Genomic DNA, 17,597 nt, shown 5'->3' on the forward strand with positions numbered 1-17,597 from the left:
CCTCGGTGCGCTGATGGAAACACTCGCAGCCGCGTGGCGGATCACTCGATGCCAAGCGTGACCCACGACGGACAGCGCTGGAGCAACGCCGAGCGCGATCGCGTGGAGCTGCTGCCGTACGACCCGAGCTGGCCAGCGCTGTTCGCTGCGGAAGCCGCGGCACTACGCGCGCAGCTCGGGGAATTCGCGCCGCTCGTCATTGAACACGTCGGCAGCACCGCGGTTCCCGGTCTCGCCGCCAAGCCGATCATCGACATTGTGCTGATCGGGCCGGACACCGCTGCCTGGCCCAGGCTCATCGAGCCGATCCAAGCGCTCGGCTACGTGTACTGGGCCGACAATCCGCGGCGGGATCGGCTGTTCTTCGTCAAGGGCATGCCGCCGTTTGGCACCCGCCGCACGCATCACGTTCACGTGCGGCTGCCCGACGACGCGCAGGCCATGCTGCGTTTCCGTGACCATCTGCGCGCGCACGCCGACGTCGCCGCGCGCTACGCCGCACTCAAGTACGAACTGGCCGCGCAGAATCCCACCAATCGCGATGCCTACACGGCAGCGAAGACCGATTTTGTCAGTGAAGTGCTGCGCTATGCGGCGCCGGCGCGCTGAATTGCTGAAACGGAAATCGACCGGCAATGATCTCGTCTGCGCTACGACTGTCGATGGTTGGACTCGCGCTGATGCCGTCATACATCATGGCACAGCCGCCGCCGGCACCGGATCCACCAAAATATCGGATGGAGCTGGTCTATGTTTTCGACGGTGACAAACCGGAGTATCTGTTCGTCATCGGCAACTCGGGTTTCAAGTCCGTGGCGTCGCTGAAGCAGTTCCTGGCGACGTTGCCGCCCGGCTCGACGCTCGAATGGGCACCCGGATGCGAACGGTTCGGTGGCGAGCCGCTCTTGTCGTCTGAAGAGGACATGGCAGCCTTCAAATCGTTCTGCGCGGAGAAGCAAATCCGTTTCATCCTCAAGCCCTCGGGCTAACGCTGGCTACCTACCGGCGCGGCCGCCCATCGTCTTGACGGGTGCGCGCCAATCGGCGACAACCCTCGACCGATGGCTTCGCTCCCACTCCCGAAGATGATGCTCGGGTTTGTCGTGCGCCGTTGCACGGTGGCGCTCGGCCACGCGCCGTCGGCGAAGGAGTTCGCCGCGTGGGCCAACGCGCAGGTGGACGACGGCCGACCCGCCCGCCTGTTCGGCCGGCCGATCAGCGAACGCGAAGCCGCGCTGATCTTGCGCCATCCCGAGCGACCGGTGTCGGCGCGCGGCGCCAAGCCGCACGAACAAATCAGCGATGCACCTCCGCACGCCTCAAACGTGATTCCGCTCCGCGCCGCGGCGCGACGCCGAATGCGGTGAGAAATCGGAAAGCAGGAGTCAGGAGCGAGGAGGCAGGAGTCGGAATTTAGGAGTCAGAATTCAGAATGAGCGATTCAAAATCCCTAACCCGTAACCCCTAACCCCTGCCCCCTCATGTCCGTCGAATTCATTCCTGCTGCGCACGTGCGCGCACTGACGAAACGCATCGAAGCCGCGCGTCAGCGAGCGGTCGACCGGCTCGGCGTACCGCCAGCGCAACCCGATACGCGCTACTGGGAGGAGCTGTTCGAAGCCAACGCTGCGGAAGTGCTCGCCGCAATCCCCACCGTGCAACTCGCGACCGCCTTCGTCGTCCGCTATCGCAGCTACGGCCAACAAGGGCGCGACTTGCTCGTGCGGCCATTCGTCGCGCGCGCCGGCACCGATGTCGATACAGTCCGCCAGCTCCTCGATTGGCACGCGGCGCCCGATGCGGTCGCGTCTGCCCTCGCGAGCGCACCGACTCAGGACGTGGAGCTGCTGTACCGCCACTTCACGTTTCCACGCACGGCAGCCGGAGTGTTCGAATACTGGCTGGCGATGCAGGAACTGTGGGCGAGCGCGCGCTGGGCGCACTCGCATCTGATCGCCTCCGCCGACGAGCTGAGCCAGATCACCGCCGGCGAGGGCTGGCAGGTGATGCATCCCGTCGAGGCGTACGAACCCGCCGTCGTGCTCGCCGCCGACAGCGCGCGCCTAGCGGTGTTGGTGCAGTGTCCGATCGGCCGCTTCGAGATCGCGCTGCATCAGATCGACGTGAACGCGGATCAGTCGCTAAGCTACGGCGAGCCTGTCATCGTCGCCCACGGCCCGAAGGGATATGTGATTTGATTGCGGATTGCGGATTGTGGAATGCGGAATGCGGAATCACTCCACTGTGACGCTCTTGGCGAGGTTGCGGGGCTGATCCACGTCGGTGCCGCGGCGCACTGCGACGTGGTAGGCGAACAACTGCAGCGGGATCGTCAGCACCACCGGCATCAGCAGCGGGTGCAGGGTGGGCACGCGCAAGATGTCGGCAGCCACCGCTTCCAGCTCGTCGTCGACCGCGTCGGTGACGGCGATGATCCTGCCGCCGCGCGATTCGACCTCCTTCATGTTGCTCACCGTCTTGGCGTACACGCGATCGTGCGGCAGCAACAGTAGCACCGGCACTTCTTCGTTGATCAACGCGATCGGGCCGTGCTTCATCTCGCCGGCCGGATAGCCCTCGGCGTGGATGTACGACAGCTCCTTCAACTTCAACGCGCCCTCGAGGGCGATCGGGTAGTTGATGCCGCGGCCGAGGAAAAGCACGTCGCGTGCGTGTTCGTAGCGCCGCGCCAGTTGTTCGATCGCTGCGTCTTGCTGCAACACGGTCTCGATGTGGTGCGGAACCGTAACGAGATGCTGCAGCAACTCGCGCCCGTTCTCTGCCGTCACGGTGCCGCGGCGCCGAGCGAGGTGGAGCGCGAGCAGAAACAACGCCGTCACCTGCGTGGTGAAGGCCTTGGTCGACGCGACGCTGATTTCCGGCCCGGCGTGCGTGTACAGCACCGCGGCGGCGCGGCGCGCGATCGAGGAGTCGACCACATTGCAGATCGCCAGCGTTTGCGCGCCCCGCTCGCGCCCGGTCGCCAGTGCGGCCAGCGTGTCGAGGGTCTCACCCGACTGCGACACCGCGATCACTAGTGTGCGCCCATCGACCACCGGATCGCGGTAACGAAACTCGCTACCGTAGTCGACGTCGCACGGGATGCGCGCCAGTTGCTCGATGTAGAATTTCGCAATCAAGCACGAGTGCCACGCGGTGCCGCACGCCACGAGCGTGATGCGGTCGATGCGTTGCCACCACTCGGGGCCGAGGTCGATCTCGGGCAACGCCACGTCGCCGGCTTCGAGTTCGAGGCGACCGCGCGTGGTGTCGATGATCGCCTGCGGTTGTTCGTGGATCTCTTTGGCGAGGAAGTGTTTGTAGCCACCCTTCTGCGCCGTCACCGGATCCCACAGCACGCGCCGCGGCGCACGGGTAACCGGCGTGCCGGCGAAGGTCGACAGCTTCACATGATCGCGGGTGACCTCCGCCAACTCGCCGTCTTCGAGGAACAACACGTCGCGCGTGTGATCGAGCAGCGCGGGAATGTCTGAGGCAATCAGATTCTCTCCGTTGCCGAGCCCGATCACGATGGGCGTCGCGCTCTTGGCGGCGAGCAGCTTGTCGGGTTCGAGGTCGCACATCACCACGATCGCGAACGAGCCTTCGAGTTGCTCGATGGCGCGACGCGTCGCCGCCACGAAGTCGAGCCCCTGCTGCATCCAGTCGTCGATCAGGTGCGAGATGATCTCGGTATCGGTCTGCGAGCTGATCGTCCGCCCCTTGGCGATCATGGCTGCGCGCAGCAGGAGATAGTTCTCGATGATGCCGTTGTGGATCAACACCACATGGCCGGCGCGGTGCGGGTGCGCGTTCGCATCGGTCACCCCGCCATGGGTGGCCCAGCGCGTATGGCCGATGCCGATGGGACCGTGCAGCGGCGCTTCGCGCAGCAGCTTCTCCAACTGATCGAGCTTGCCGATGCAGCGGCGGATGTCGATGCGACCGTCGTCCGCGCGGATAGCGATCCCGGCGGAATCATAGCCGCGATACTCCAGGCGCTTGAGGCCTTGGAACAAGATGAAGCTGGCCTCGCGGTCACCGACATAGCCCATGATGCCGCACATAGCCGCGTGCCTCTATCGACTTCTGCGCTTCTTTGCCGCCGCCGTGCGCGCTCGCAGCTTGGGCACCGCGCGGCGCTTGGTGGTTGATTTGGTTTTCTTGGCCGGGGTCGCCGGTCCAGCCTTGGTTTCGCGCGCGTGCCGCGTGGCAACCCAACCGGGGCGGTGCTCCTGCCGCTTGACCGTGAAGGCGAGCGCGCCCGCGGGCACGTCCTGCATCACGGTGGTGCCGGTGGCGATGTAGGCGTCGTCGCCGATGGTGACCGGCGCGATCAGTTGGCTGTCGCTGCCGATCTGCACACGCGCGCCGATCACGGTGCGATGTTTGCGAACGCCGTCGTAGTTGCACGTGATCGCGCCGGCGCCGACATTGCTGTCGCGTCCGATCTCGGCATCGCCGATGTAAGCGAGGTGATTCGCCTTGGTGCCGCTGCCGATCACGGCGTTCTTGGTCTCGACGAAATCGCCGATGTGGACGTTGGCGGCGAGGTGCGTGCCCGGCCGCAGTTGGGCGAACGGGCCAATCTGACACCCTGCGCCGATGTGCGACTCGGTGATTACGACGCCGAACTTCACGTGCACCGCGTTGTCGATGACGGAATCGACGATGAGATCGCTGCCATCGATGCGGCAGGCATCGCCGATCTGCGTGCTACCGCGCAGGATCACGTTGGGACCGATCACCGTGTCGTGCCCGATCATCACATCCGGCCCGATGTAGGTCGTGTCGGGATCATCGAGCGTAACGCCGTCGGTCATCCACCGATGGGTGATGCGTTGGCGCAGCGCTCGTTCGACGTTGGCGAGTTCGACGCGCGAGTTCACCTGCGCCACCTCGGCTTCCGCCACGGGCGCGTCCGCGATCACGCTCCCTTGCGCCGCCGCCTGGCCGACGATGTCGGTGAGATAGAGTTCGCCCTGTGCGTTGTTCGACCGCAACCGCTTCAACGCGGGGAAGAGAAACGACGATGCGACGCAGTAGACGCCGACGTTCACCTCGCGAATCGCGCGCTGGGCGGCATTCGCATCGCGCTCCTCGACGATGCCGACAACGCGGCCGTGCTCACGGATGATGCGCCCAAAGCCGTGGGCATCGTCGATGGTCGCGGTCAGCAACGACAACACCGCTCCCGCACCGCGATGCGCAGCCACCAGACTCGCCAGCGCCTCGCTGGTCAGCAACGGCAGATCGCCGTAGAGGATCAGCACATCGCCGGTGAAGTCTGTCAGCACCTCGGCGGCGCATTGAGCAGCATGACCGGTCCCGTGTTGCTGCGACTGATGCGCAAAGCGAACCGAGTGCTCGCCACACGCCGCCATCATCTCATCCGCCTGATGGCCGATGACGACCACCACCGGATCGGCGTCAAGCGCGCTCACGGCGCGCAACGGGTAGCGGATCAACGGTAAGCCGGTGAGTGGATGCAACAGTTTGGCCTGGCGCGAGCGCATGCGCGTGCCGAGACCGGCGGCCATCACAATTGCAGCGAGTTTTTGGGGAGACGCCAAAGTGCGCGGATTATAGCGGCAGGTGGCAGACCGTCAACCGTTCGAAGCGTGTTGAGCGCGCGCGCAACGCGCGCATGCGGAAGAGGGGAGCTGCAGCCGCCGTGCACGTCTGCAGCTCCCCGCGGTTAGTCTAGGCAAGGGCTGCGTCCCTTGCCTGCCTGACCATCGAGCAGAGCAGGACACATGCCAGTGAGCGCGTGATGATCGGCAACTCGAAGCGCCGCGCTGTCGCGCGCTGTGCGCGCGGCATGTGCGTCATCGGCGATATCAATCTTGAGCAACGGCGGAGAAATTGCCGCGGGCGCGACGCGACGCAGACGACACCGCTTGCTCCGCTGAGATGGCTTCGCTATGGACGCCCGCCGGGAGGCTCTGCCACATGCCGACAGTTCACTTCGTCAAGCAGAACGTCACCGTTCACTGCCCCGCAGGCAGCAATCTACGCGAAGTCGCGCTCGCCAACGGAATCGACCTCTACGTCTTTCCAACCAACATCCTCAACTGCCGCGGCTTCGGGTTGTGCGGCACCTGTCGGGTGAAAGTGAGCAACCCCCGCGCGCTGTCCGCTCGCACTCCGACCGACGAGAAGAAGACCGGCTGGGAAGGGCCCGAATATCGACTCTCGTGTCAGACTCGTGTCCTAGCCGATGTCGAGGTGATCACCAGCCCACGCAAAGTGCTCGGCTGGATGGCCAATCCGACCTATCAGTGGATGCGCGGAGAAAAGTAGGCGGTCGGCAGGGGACGGTCGGCAGCCGGATGAAGGATCTCTTCTGCCTGCCGTCTTCTGCCGACTGCCTACTGCCTACTGCCGACTATCCCCCGGTACGCGCCGCGAAAGTACAGTAGCGGATCGCGCTCAGTCGCTTCCGCGCCCTCGACTTCCCCGACATAGATCGTGTGATCGCCACCGTCGTAAACATGGACCGTGCGGCATTCGAGCGAACCGACGGTGCCCGCGAGCAACGGCACTCCGACGCTGCCCCAGCGAAACGAAACATCGGCAAACTTGTCGCCGCCTGACTTGGCGAAGCGGCCCGAGATGGCCTCCTGATCGACGGCGAGAAAGTTGACGCCAAAGATGCCCGAGCTGAAGTGCGGATAGCTGTCGGCCTTTTTGTCGACGCACACCAGCACCAGCGGCGGCAGCAGCGACACCGAGGTGAACGCCGTCGCCGTCAAGCCGTACGGTTTGCCGTCGGCGCCGCGCGTGGTCACCACCGTAACCCCCGCGGCAAAGTGACCCAGCACCCGGCGGAACTCATTCTTGTCGATCGGCATCCGGAATTCTCCTTGGTCTGACCGCAACGCGCGGTCGCTCGGCCCGGGCAAGTGCCACCATTCGACACAGAAGGCAACCCGTGCACCGCTTCCGTTCCACCAACGTCTCGACGTATGATCCGCCGCCATGTCGTCGAGGGCCGTGCGGACACCCGCATCGACTAGTTACCTACGCTGGCTGGCGGCGCTCGGCGTCCTTTGCCTAGTCGTTGCCAGCACGCAAGTCGGTGCCATCGGCCCGAATCGTGCCGGCTCTCCCGATCTGCTGCGGCTCGAGGGCTACGTGACTAACGCCCCGGCGGGGATCAAACCGGAAGCGCATCTCGTGTTGCAGTACCAAGGCAAGGACTATGAGTTCGATCTCAGCAAGATGGTCGTCGTCACCGGCAGTCGTACCTACGGTCAGGTGTTGCAGGAGATCACGCCCTATCGCGTGAGCTTCCTCCTGCGCGGCCCATCGCCCGCCGTCGGCAAACTCACCGGTGCCGCGCCAGGGCAGAAGCTGATCGTGCTCGGCCGTCACCGCGCCGGGTCACGCGACTTGCAACTCGTCGATGTCAGCGAAGCCCCGCCCGACGCGACGCCGACCGTGCCGTAGCGCGGAAGAAATGCAACCGCCGATGCACGCCGATGAACGCCGATCAGAGTCATCCCCAAGAGCGGGAGACATCGGCACACGTCATCACAATGCCCTTGGCGATCACTCGATGAGTCGCGCCGCATTCCTCATCTGCGTTCATCGGCGTCCATCGGCGGTTTCCTCTCCTTCTGCTGATTGAGTTGGAAGGCATCTGAGGCAGGCTATGGATCAACCACTCGCGTTTCGTCCGCATCCTTGGCACGGCGTTGATCCGGGGTCGCGCTTTCCGGAGATCGTGCGGGTCTACATCGAGATGGTGCCGACCGACGGCGTGAAGTACGAGATCGACAAGCACTCCGGCTATCTCAAGGTCGATCGTCCGCAACGCTTCTCCAACTTCTGTCCAACGCTGTACGGCTTCGTGCCACAGACCTACTGCCACACGCTCGTCGCCGCGCATCCGATTCCGGGCGCGCCAACAGTCACCAGCGGCGATGGCGATCCGCTCGACATCTGCGTGCTCACCGATCGGCCGATTTCGCGCGGCGAGATCCTGCTCGAAGCGCGTCCGCTCGGTGGCCTGCGGATGGTGGAACGAGCCGAGGCCGACGACAAGATCATCGCCGTACTGCTCGGCGATCCGACCTACGGCGAGATGGCCGACATCACCCAAGTGCCGCGCGCCGTGATCGATCGCTTGCGCCACTACTTCCTCACCTACAAGGCCATCCCAGGCGAGGCGGCGAATCCGATCAGCGTCGACCCGGTCTACAACTCGATGGAAGCGCGCGCCATCCTCAACGCCGCTCGCGCCGACTACCAAGCCGAGTTCGGCGACAAGAAGAGATCATGAAACCGCCGATGGACGCGGATGGACGCCGATCGGAGCTTTCGGAAGAGCGGGAGAAAGAATGCACTGGGTGATCCAGCGATGAGCTGCATCCAATTCCCCATCGGCGTTCATCGGCGTGCATCGGCGGTTTCCTCTCCCTCCGGCTACCGCAATTGCTGACGAAAGGATTTTTGATGTCGTACACCACGTTGGATCTCACACGCGACGGACAAGTCGCCTGGCTGACGCTCAATCGCCCCGACGCGCTCAATGCGCTCAACAGCACGATGGTGACGGAGTTGCGCGACTACTTCGGCGGGCTACCCGCCGATCTCGACACCCGCATCGTCGTGCTGCGCGGCGCCGGGCGCGCCTTTTGCGCCGGCCTCGATCTGAAGGAGAACACCGGTGGCGACGGCGGCGCCGGCGCCGTGCAAGCTGCGCTGCGCGGTCAGCGCCGCATCAGCGAGCTGGTGATGCTGATGCGGCGAGCACCGCAGCCGATCATTGCCGGCGTGCACGGCGCGGCGTGCGGCGGTGGCTTCGCCTTGGCACTCGCCGCCGACGTGCGCATCGCGGGGGAGAGCGCGCGCATGAACGCCGCGTTCATCCGCATCGGTCTGTCAGCATGCGACGTCGGCGTCAGCTATTTTCTGCCGCGCCTGGTCGGCGCCTCGGTCGCGGCGGAGCTACTCCTCACCGGCCGCTTCATCAACGCGCAGCGTTCGCTCGCCACCGGCTTGGTGTCCGAGGTGGTTCCCGATGGAGAGATCGAAGCCGCGGTGCGCCGTCTCGTCGACGATATGTTGCTGACCTCGCCCGTCGGGTTGCGTCTCACCAAGGAGTGCCTGAACGCCAGCATCGACGCTGGCAGCCTCGAGCAAGTCATCGCAATGGAAGACCGCAACCAGGTGCTCTGCACGCAGACCAACGACTTCCGCGAAGGCGTGCTGGCGTTCCTGCAAAAGCGCCGGCCGCAGTACACGGAGAGTTGAACTCGTCCGTTGCGGGTTGTTGCAAAGATATCGAGCCGAGGGTCCGTCATGCCCGCGAAAGCGGGTATCCAGGCGGGGTGGTGGGCAGGTTCCAAGATGGATTCCCGCTTCCGCGGGAATGACGAATCGGATCGCCCGCGCGTCGCTCAGGCCGTGCCGGCGCTGATGCCGTTGGCGCTGCTCTTACGATTGCGCATCGCACCCAAAAATTGTCCGGCCTCGCTCAGCATGCGTTTGCGCTCTTCTGAGCTGCGCGCCATTTTCTTGAGTGCTTTGAAGATGTACGTTGGGCGGAAGTAATACTTCTTGTAAAAGCGTTCGACCGCCGCGAAGATCTCTTCGCTCGAAATATCCGGGTAGCTGACCGTGCAGCGCTGGTACCCGGCCTCGTCGTTGTAGATGTCTTGCACGAGGAAGCCGTTGTCCTTCACGTACTCGAAGAAGTGCGTGCCCGGGTATGGTGACGCGAGGGACACCTGCAAGGTCTCGGGGTTCATCTCGCGCGCGAACTGGATCGACTCTTCGATGGTCTCGCGCGTTTCGCCGGGCAGGCCGACGATGAACGTGCCGTGAATCAGGATGCCGAGATCGTGGCAATCTTTGGTGAAGCGGCGCGCGCGTTCGGTGCTGACGCCTTTCTTGATGTTCTTGAGAATCTGATCGTTGCCCGACTCGTAGCCGACCACGAACAAGCGCAGGCCGCCCTCCTTCAGCACCCGCAAGGTCTCGCGATCGACATTGGCGCGCGAGTTGGTCGACCAGCACAGGCCGAGCGGCTTGATCAACTCGGCGATCTTGCGAGCGCGCGGCGGATCGGCGGTGAAGGTGTCATCGTCGAAGAAGATCTCCTTCATCTGCGGAAAGAGCCGCTTCATGTTCTTCACTTCTTCGAACACGTTCTCCGGGCTGCGCGTGCGGTACGAGTGGCCGGTGGTGACCTGCGGCCACAGGCAGAACGTGCAGCGCGCCGGGCAGCCGCGCCCGGTGTAGAGCGACACGTACGGATACTGGCAGTACGGGCTGTTGTATTTCAGATAATTCAGATCGCGGGCGTAGATCTCGGTGACAAACGGCAACGAGTCGAGGTCGCCGCCATCGAGCGGCAAGCGCTCGGGGTTATGGCGCACCTTGCCATCGACGCGGTAGCTGATGTTGGAGATCCCCGCGCGGTCGCGTCCCTCCGCGAGGTCGCGCACGGCGTGATCGAACTCCTTGCGCACGATGACGTCGAGCGCCTCCGAGGCGAGCAGCGACTGATCCGGCTGCGCGGTCACGTGGCCACCGACGAAGGCGATGAGGCAGTCGGGATTCGCCGACTTGATCATCTCCGCGGTGCGCAGGTCGAGCTTGAAGGAGGGCGTGCTGGTGTGCAGCACGACGAAGTCATAGTCCTTGGCGATGTCGACGACTTGCTGCTGATTGAGATGTTCCGGCGGTGCATCGAGCAGGCGCGTGTTCGGCAGCATGCCCGCCGGGTAGGCGAGCCAGGTTGGATACCAAAACGACCACACCTCGCGCGTCGCCTGATAACGCGAGCCCGCCCCGCCATCGAAGTCGTCATACGACGGCGGATTCAGCAACAGCGTCTTCATCGACATCAGACCCTCCCCCTTCGGCCAGTCGCGCCGGAGCCTATCCGCGAGCGCCAACGAACGCAAGACTCTTTGAGTCCACGAAGCGCCCGGTGTGTTTTCGTGAACGGCGGAACGTCGCGACACCTGTAGGGTGGGCCCACCGCGCGGTCCGGTTCGAGCGACGGCGACTTCCCCCCGACGCACGGTGGGCAGTGTGCCCATCCTACGCGCCGAACACGGCCCACTGAGCGAGAAATCCAATCTAAGCCGGCGCAACGGGTTCGGCGTCATTGCGCAAGATCCGCCACCAGCGGGACGGTGGGGATGACCGCTCCGCCCGCAGCGCCGCAATTGGAAGCCGCACGGTCGCGGTCGTCCCTCGCCCCGGGTCACTTTCCATCTCAACCGCGCCGCCATGGGCGCTGACGATGGCCTGCACGATGAAGAGTCCAAACCCTGAGCCCTCCCGACTCGATTGTGCGCGGCGATGATCTCTCTCGAACAAGGAGGGTAGTTCCGCGGCCGCAATGCCGCGGCCCGTATCGGCGACCCTGAGGACGAGCTGGTCGCCCTCTCGAGACACCGACGCATCCACCATCCCCCCGCGCGGCGTGAACTTGATGGCGTTGTCGAGCAGATTGGACACCACACGCTCGATGTACGCCGTATCGATCTGCACGATCGGCAGATCGGTCGCCGCCGAACACTTGAGCGTGATGCCCTTGAGATCGCCGGCGCAGCGGGCGCGCTCCACGGCATTGGCAACGAGGTTTGCGAGGTCTTCTGGCGTCGGTTGCAGCGTCAGACGGCCGGCGTCGATGCGGGCCTTGTTTAACAGGTTGTGCGAAAGCGCGATGAGATGATGCGCGCTGGCGCGAATGCGCTGGACCAGTTGCGCTTGGTCGTTCGTGAGTGCGCCAGCGGCGTCGTCGAGCAGCAGTTCGGCGATCGATTGAATCACCCCCAGCGGACTCTTGAGATCGTGGCTGACGGTCGACACGAACTCCAGACGCGCGCGCTCGCGCGCCCGTCCTTCATCCTCGACGAGATGACCGAAAAACAGCGCCACGACGAGGAAGAAGGGGATGCGCAGAAGGTAGCCATTCGCGACCAAATCGCCGACCGCGACGAAACGCGACAGCGTCATCAAATGCACGAGGCAGGCAAGCACCGCCGCCCCAACCACCAGCCCCAGCCGTTCGGTGAGCGCGGCTATGAACATGATCAGGAAGTAGAGCAGGAAGAAGTCGTGGGTGACGTTGCCGGTAAGCACCAACCCGAAGCAAATCGCCACGGTGTCGAAGAGGACCACTGCGACGTCGATCACGCGACGCGAACGCATTCGCGGGAGCAGAGAAGTCAATGCCAGGTTGGACGCGAAATACCCGGCGACGAAGAGCGCGACCGCCGGAGTCGCTTGTTGGAGTCGACTGAACAGCAACAGATAGGATGTCGCAATGATGAGCACCCAGCGCAGCAGAAGCAGGGTCTGCACTCTGGATTCTTCGGGCGTCGGCTCAGCCTTGGTCATGATCGCAACCTCCCGCCCCCTCCGCCTTCCCGACCCTGGGTGAGAACGGCGCGCAGCCCGCGTAAGCAGCGGGCCTCTCACACACAGCCCGGTACCGCATTGCGGTCGCATCATGTGACATTGCACTGGCCATGCCACGCATCTCTTGGTCCGTGCGCTTCGGCACTGACCCAGGCAACCGGCGGGACCGCCGCGTCGATGACGTGAGATGTTCGCCACCGCATCCCATACAGTCGGGACAGCGCCAAACCGTTGCATCGCGATGCGTCGTGATCTCTCTGCAATCCACCACAGCACTCACATCATCGAGGTCTCCCTTCCTTCGGGCCAGCTTTCTTTGAGTCAGCGATCGTGGTTTGAGCGAGCGGTGCGCACGGCATCTCGACATCCGCGCTGGTGGTCGCTGGCCGCAGCCGCAGTGCTGCTCAACCTCGCGGCGGCGTCTACCACTCGGGCGTTCCTTGAATTGACGAAGAACGCCACCTTGGTGCCGGTTCCAGAGGTCACCACCGATCCGAACGAAGGCGTGACCGTCGGCGTCTTGCCCGTCGTGCTGATCTCCAACGACCAACAGCAACTGCGCAGCATCGTCGCCCCCGACATCCGCTACAACGACATCACCGGGGTGTATCCGTCGCTGCGGTTCTTCGACTACCCGACCGCCAAACAGAAACTCCTCCTGCAAGGCGGCAAGGCCACTAAGATCGGCGAGTACTTCGAGGCGATGTACTCCGGCGAGGATCTACTCGACGGATGGCTCGACGCGCGCGTGCAAGGCCTCCACGAGAACGATCCCTTCGAACGATTCTTCGGCTTCGGCAACGAAACCACGCAGAGTGCCGAGACCAATTACACGTCAGACACGGGCGGTCTCTCCGGCTCGCTCGGCGTGAACCTGCCGTATCATCTGCAAGCGACGACGCGCACGCGTTGGCGGGTGGTGCGTCTGCGCAAGGGCGGGATCGATAGCATCACGCAGTTGGTCGGCGATCCGCAGTACGCACAGACCCCGGGGATCGACGGGGCAACGGTGGTGGGCCAGCGCTTCGGCCTGCGCTACGACACGCGCGACTTCAGCGATATTCCCACCGAAGGCGTCTTGGCCGACAGCGGTATCGAAGTGATCGATCAGGCGCTCGGCAGTTCGGCGTCGTATGTGAAGTACGGACTCGAAGGCCGCTCGTTCTTACCGCTCAAGCGCGACAAGCAATTCGTCTTGGCCACCCAGGCGGTGCTCGACTACATCCAAGGGGGCGACCGCGCGCCGTTCTACGATCGCAGCCCGCTGGGCGGCATGCGCAGCTTTCGCGGCGCCGGCAGCAATCGCTACATCGACAACAATCGCTGCTTTCTGCGCAGCGAGCTACGCAGCAACGTGTGGCAGCCGGCGTTTCTGGTCGAGCAGTTCAAAGTCCACGGCCACATCGAGGTGGCGCCGTTCTTCGAGCTCGGGCGCGTGTTCAACTCCTCGCGCACGTTTCCGTTGCAAGACCCGCACGCCGCCGGCGGCCTCGGCTTCCGCGCCGTGATCGCGCCGCAAGTCGTCGCCTACGTCGACTTCGCCAGCACCGGCGGCGGCCCGAGCGTGTTTACGGGGGTGGATTATCCGTTCTGAATCCGTGAGGCGTGAGGCGTGAAGTCGTGAGCCGTGAATCGTGAGTGTTCGGGGCTTTGAGTAAACTGTCCTTTGATGCCACACTGCGTTCCAGCTCATGGGAGGTTCATCGTGACGACGCGCATCTCGCTTCAGGAGGCCCAGACCAAGCTACCCGAGTTGATCCACCATCTGCACGAAGGGGCGGAGGTGGTCATTACCGAGGACAGTCAGCCGGTGGCCCGCCTCCTTCCTGCCGTTGGTGCGGGCCCGCGAAAGCCACCGCGGCCCGGGACACTGCGCGGCACGGTGTTGTACATGGCCCCGGACTTCGATGCGCCGCTCGATGATTTCGAGGAATACATGGAGTGAGAGTCCTGCTCGACACCCACGCCGTCATCTGATGGGTCGATCAAGATCACCTGCTTGGCGCTGCAGCCCGTACCGCGATCATTGACCCGGCGAACGAGCTGTTCCTCAGTGCGGCAAGCGTCTGGGAGATCGCGATCAAAGTCAGCCTGGGGAAGCTCTCATTGTCGATGCCGTACCGGCAGTGGATGAACCAGGCGAGAATGGACCTCGGCGCGACGCTTCTGCCGATTACTGTGGAATACGCTGATGCGCAGACGCGTCTTCCTCTCCATCATCGCGACCCGTTCGATCGTTTGCTCATCGCTCAGGCCCAAGTGGACGGTGCACCCTTGATCAGCGGCGACGCGATATTCGATCGGTACGGCATCTCGCGCTTGTGGTAGGTCCCCTGCGTTCGAATCGGGAGAACGTGCTGTTGGTGACGGGCTCTGTGCCTACAATAGTTGGAACTCAAAGAGGCATCGTGGGCGATGCCACCGCCGGCGGTCTAGGGTTCCGTGCCGTGATCGCGCCGCAAGTCGTCGCCTACGTCGACTTCGCCAGCACCGGCGGCGGCCCGAGCGTGTTTACCGGAGTCGATCATCCGTTTTGAGTCCGTGCGGCGTGAAGCGTGAGACGTGAATCGTCGAATCGGAAGGCATCGACCGCTCACGACTCGCGCTTCACGGGCGTCTCACGACTCACCTCTCACGACTCACCGTCTAGAAATCGTTCTGATCAACCACGTCGATCGTCAATCGGGTCGTTTGTTGAGCCTCGGAATCAACCCCCGGCGATGTCGCGGTCACGAGCGCAGTGCAACGCGCTGGCGAGTTGGCTGAGGCCGCGTGAAAGCCATCCTTGCTCAACGTCAGGTTGACAAACTGGTGCGCGCGCGACCTGGGCGGGCGCCCGGCAATTGTGGTGCCCAAGGTCCCCAAAACGAAGGGACCGTTCTCAAGCATGCCTGACGGACAGGTCCCGTCTTGGATCGTGATGCTGATCTCACGAGTCGGCTGGGGCGTGCCAACACCACTTTTCGCCGTGGTAACGTCAAGCGAAACAATAGCAGGCAGACTGTCCCAGCCTCGCAGAATCGTCGCACGTATTGAGTTGAGGCTCCTAAGGACGAACCGGGTCTGCGTCGCCACCGATGGGACCGTGCCGTCGAGCACGTTGAGCTCCACACTTACGACATTGTTCTCCGGTGTCGGCTCTGTCACGTCTTGCGGTTCTGCGTGAACGCTGAACGTGAGCGTGCAGCGCTGGGGGATTTCTTTGGTCGCGTTGGGGAAGGCAGTTCGGGTCACGTGGATGCTGACACTATCGTTCGGAGATTGCGCAACGGTTCCAGCCGGGCAGTCTCCGTCGCTGCTCACCAGCCGAATCGTGTGCCCGCTCGGCAGTGGACCGGCGCCATCCCGCACCACTAGGCGGAGGTCCTTGTTGACCTCTGCACGCGTCGCCGTGAGTTGGATTGCAATCGGCATCCTGATTGACGAGAGCACCGCATCATAGACGAGCGACCAGGTACAGTTGGCCTGGCACCCGTCGCCGTCCACCGTATTGCCGTCGTCGCACGCCTCGTTCCCTTCGACTCGCCCGTTGCCGCATAGCTCGGTGCGACAGCTCGAGTCGCAACCGTCGCCGTTGACGGTGTTGCCGTCGTCACACTCTTCGGTGAGGCCGAGCACGCCGTCGCCGCAGCCGACGCGGACGCACACGGAGTTGCAGCCGTCGTCTTCGATCGCGTTGCCGTCGTCACACTGCTCGATCCCGGTGCGGACCACGGCGTCACCGCACGTATTCAGCGTGCAGTTGCTCTTGCACCCGTCGTGATCATCGTTGTTGCCGTCGTCGCATTCCTCACCCGCGGTCACAACGCCGTTGCCGCATCGCGTCACCGTGCAGTTGGCATCGCAGCCGTCGGCGTCGGTCAGGTTACCGTCGTCGCACTCTTCTCCAGGGTCGACACTGCCACTACCGCAGTCACCGTCCTGATAGCGAACAAGCACCCAATCGCCGATCCCAGACCCAAGCCTCGATGTTCCGCCCGCGACGAGCTTGCCATCGGGCTGCTGCACGAGGGCGGTGGGCCAGTCCCAGTCGGTTCCGATGTTCGTTGTCATCACGCCATCGCTGCCATACAACGAGTCCCAGTTGCCGTCGGCCGTATAGCGGGAGAGACGGAAACTCGTATCGCGCGGGGTCAAGACGCTTGCAGACGTTCCAAGAACCGCAAAAGTTCCATTGGCCCGCCGCACCAACGCGTGGCCACCGCTCACAAAATTTGCGCTCGAAACACCGCCCGCCCCGAAGGTCGTGTCGAGCGTTCCATCCGTGTTGTAGCGTTGCAGGTACCCTCCAACTCCCGACTCAGGTCCGAGTCCTACCAACTTGCCATCCGGTTGCAGCACCAAATCCTCGATTCCGTTCGCAATCGATCTTACGATTCCGACGCGGCCAAATGTGTAGTCGCGGCGGCCAGCCGACGTCAGACGTTCGAGCGAGGAGGTACACCTTTTGGCGTCGCAAGAGGTTCCGGCTACGACGATTCGGCCATCGGGCTGGGCGACAATCGTCTCCGCATAGTCATTCAATCCAATCTGGGTAAGGACGATTCCGCCTCTACCGAAGGATCGGTCTAGGCTGCCGTCTGGATTGTAGCGCACGACGCCAAACCTGAATCGCTTGGCAGGGGACAATGCATATCCGGCCGCCAGCAGTTTGCCATCGGGTTGCAGCGCCAGAGTGGTCACATATTCCGCCTGACTTGTAATCGGCGTGACGACAACGCCGTTACTGCCAAACGTCGAGTCCAAGGTCCCATCGGGGTTGCAGCGAACGAGGGCAAAGTCTTGGTCAGTCTGACTTTTCCCTAGGGCCCCACCCGCGACGAGCTTGCCGTCCGGCTGAAGCACGAGTGCGCTCGCGAAGCCTCCATAGACTGGCGAACTGGGCAAGATCGCAAGCCCATTTGTGCCGAACGTCGTATCTACGCTGCCGTCCGCGTTGTAGCGACCAAGCGCAGTCCCTTCAGCCGTCGACCCGACCGCGACCACCTTGCCGTCGGGTTGAACGACAAGGGCTGCAATCCAGCCCGATGTACCGCGAACGATCCCACCGTTGCCGAAGGTTGGGTCCAGGTCGCCCGCTGCCGCCCACGCGACCGCCGGCACAGCCAGCGTCAAGGAGATGAGTACCGCAGCGCTTCGTCGCCTCATTGCCCCCTCCTGCCGCATGCGAAGCGGCTTTCGCCTGTTGGCCTCCGACTACTGAACGAACG

The 17,597-nt window shown here is 63.8% G+C and carries 16 protein-coding genes and 1 pseudogene; 11 read left to right on the top strand and 6 right to left on the bottom strand.

What is annotated here, in order from left to right; genetic code table 11:
* Positions 1-48 precede the first annotated feature (48 nt).
* From HYR72_02170 to HYR72_02185, 4 genes are all read left to right on the top strand, one after another.
* Positions 49-609, top strand: a complete 561-nt coding sequence (locus HYR72_02170) for a GrpB family protein (protein MBI1813765.1) — start codon at positions 49-51, stop codon at positions 607-609.
* Positions 610-635: 26 nt separating this feature from the next.
* On the top strand, positions 636-989 hold the full coding sequence (locus HYR72_02175; GenBank protein ID MBI1813766.1) for a hypothetical protein: 354 nt from the start codon (positions 636-638) through the stop codon (positions 987-989).
* 72 nt (positions 990-1,061) lie between these two features.
* The gene (locus HYR72_02180; protein MBI1813767.1) at positions 1,062-1,367 is read left to right on the top strand and encodes a hypothetical protein; all 306 of its coding nucleotides are present in this window, start codon (positions 1,062-1,064) and stop codon (positions 1,365-1,367) included.
* Between the two features lie 114 nt (positions 1,368-1,481).
* Complete coding sequence (locus tag HYR72_02185) at positions 1,482-2,198, top strand: hypothetical protein (protein MBI1813768.1); 717 nt, start codon at positions 1,482-1,484, stop codon at positions 2,196-2,198.
* Positions 2,199-2,234: 36 nt separating this feature from the next.
* On the opposite strand, the gene glmS is transcribed toward HYR72_02185, so the two are convergent.
* Positions 2,235-4,067 (bottom strand): glutamine--fructose-6-phosphate transaminase (isomerizing), encoded by a 1,833-nt coding sequence (glmS, locus tag HYR72_02190; GenBank protein ID MBI1813769.1) that lies wholly within the window; start codon positions 4,065-4,067, stop codon positions 2,235-2,237.
* Positions 4,068-4,079: 12 nt separating this feature from the next.
* Positions 4,080-5,540 carry a bifunctional UDP-N-acetylglucosamine diphosphorylase/glucosamine-1-phosphate N-acetyltransferase GlmU gene (gene glmU, locus HYR72_02195; GenBank protein MBI1813770.1) on the bottom strand — a complete coding sequence of 487 codons (1,461 nt, stop codon included), beginning with the start codon at positions 5,538-5,540 and terminating at the stop codon, positions 4,080-4,082.
* A gap of 412 nt (positions 5,541-5,952) precedes the next feature.
* On the opposite strand from glmU, the gene HYR72_02200 reads away from it, so the two are divergent.
* Positions 5,953-6,303 carry a (2Fe-2S)-binding protein gene (locus HYR72_02200; protein ID MBI1813771.1) on the top strand — a complete coding sequence of 117 codons (351 nt, stop codon included), beginning with the start codon at positions 5,953-5,955 and terminating at the stop codon, positions 6,301-6,303.
* 68 nt (positions 6,304-6,371) lie between these two features.
* Here HYR72_02200 and HYR72_02205 read toward each other — a convergent pair whose 3' ends face one another.
* Complete coding sequence (locus tag HYR72_02205) at positions 6,372-6,854, bottom strand: flavin reductase family protein (protein MBI1813772.1); 483 nt, start codon at positions 6,852-6,854, stop codon at positions 6,372-6,374.
* A 127-nt stretch (positions 6,855-6,981) separates the two neighbouring features.
* Here HYR72_02205 and HYR72_02210 point away from each other — a divergent pair, with 127 nt between their 5' ends.
* From HYR72_02210 to HYR72_02220, 3 genes are all read left to right on the top strand, one after another.
* A complete protein-coding gene (locus HYR72_02210) occupies positions 6,982-7,452 on the top strand; it encodes a hypothetical protein (GenBank protein ID MBI1813773.1) in 471 nt (156 codons plus the stop codon).
* Positions 7,453-7,657: 205 nt separating this feature from the next.
* Positions 7,658-8,287, top strand: coding sequence for an inorganic pyrophosphatase (locus HYR72_02215; GenBank protein ID MBI1813774.1), 630 nt, complete (start codon positions 7,658-7,660; stop codon positions 8,285-8,287).
* A 173-nt stretch (positions 8,288-8,460) separates the two neighbouring features.
* A complete protein-coding gene (locus HYR72_02220) occupies positions 8,461-9,261 on the top strand; it encodes an enoyl-CoA hydratase/isomerase family protein (GenBank protein MBI1813775.1) in 801 nt (266 codons plus the stop codon).
* Positions 9,262-9,407: 146 nt separating this feature from the next.
* On the opposite strand, the gene hpnJ is transcribed toward HYR72_02220, so the two are convergent.
* A complete protein-coding gene (gene hpnJ, locus HYR72_02225; protein ID MBI1813776.1) occupies positions 9,408-10,859 on the bottom strand; it encodes a hopanoid biosynthesis associated radical SAM protein HpnJ in 1,452 nt (483 codons plus the stop codon).
* A 238-nt stretch (positions 10,860-11,097) separates the two neighbouring features.
* A complete protein-coding gene (locus HYR72_02230; protein ID MBI1813777.1) occupies positions 11,098-12,366 on the bottom strand; it encodes a HAMP domain-containing histidine kinase in 1,269 nt (422 codons plus the stop codon).
* 367 nt (positions 12,367-12,733) lie between these two features.
* Between HYR72_02230 and HYR72_02235 the strand changes: the two genes are divergently transcribed.
* The 3 genes and pseudogenes from HYR72_02235 to HYR72_02245 all read left to right on the top strand — a co-directional run bounded on the left by HYR72_02235 (position 12,734) and on the right by HYR72_02245 (position 14,715).
* The gene (locus HYR72_02235) at positions 12,734-13,981 is read left to right on the top strand and encodes a BamA/TamA family outer membrane protein (GenBank protein MBI1813778.1); all 1,248 of its coding nucleotides are present in this window, start codon (positions 12,734-12,736) and stop codon (positions 13,979-13,981) included.
* 75 nt (positions 13,982-14,056) lie between these two features.
* Positions 14,057-14,332 carry a type II toxin-antitoxin system Phd/YefM family antitoxin gene (locus HYR72_02240; protein MBI1813779.1) on the top strand — a complete coding sequence of 92 codons (276 nt, stop codon included), beginning with the start codon at positions 14,057-14,059 and terminating at the stop codon, positions 14,330-14,332.
* Positions 14,329-14,715 (top strand): annotated as a pseudogene (locus tag HYR72_02245) (type II toxin-antitoxin system VapC family toxin). Before HYR72_02240 ends, HYR72_02245 begins: the two are co-directional and overlap by 4 nt.
* A gap of 318 nt (positions 14,716-15,033) precedes the next feature.
* Here HYR72_02245 and HYR72_02250 read toward each other — a convergent pair.
* Positions 15,034-17,535 carry a DUF4215 domain-containing protein gene (locus HYR72_02250; protein MBI1813780.1) on the bottom strand — a complete coding sequence of 834 codons (2,502 nt, stop codon included), beginning with the start codon at positions 17,533-17,535 and terminating at the stop codon, positions 15,034-15,036.
* Between the last annotated feature and the right edge of the window lie 62 nt (positions 17,536-17,597).

Source organism: Deltaproteobacteria bacterium, assembly GCA_016178705.1.
Lineage (GTDB): Bacteria > Desulfobacterota > Binatia > HRBIN30 > JACQVA1 > JACOST01.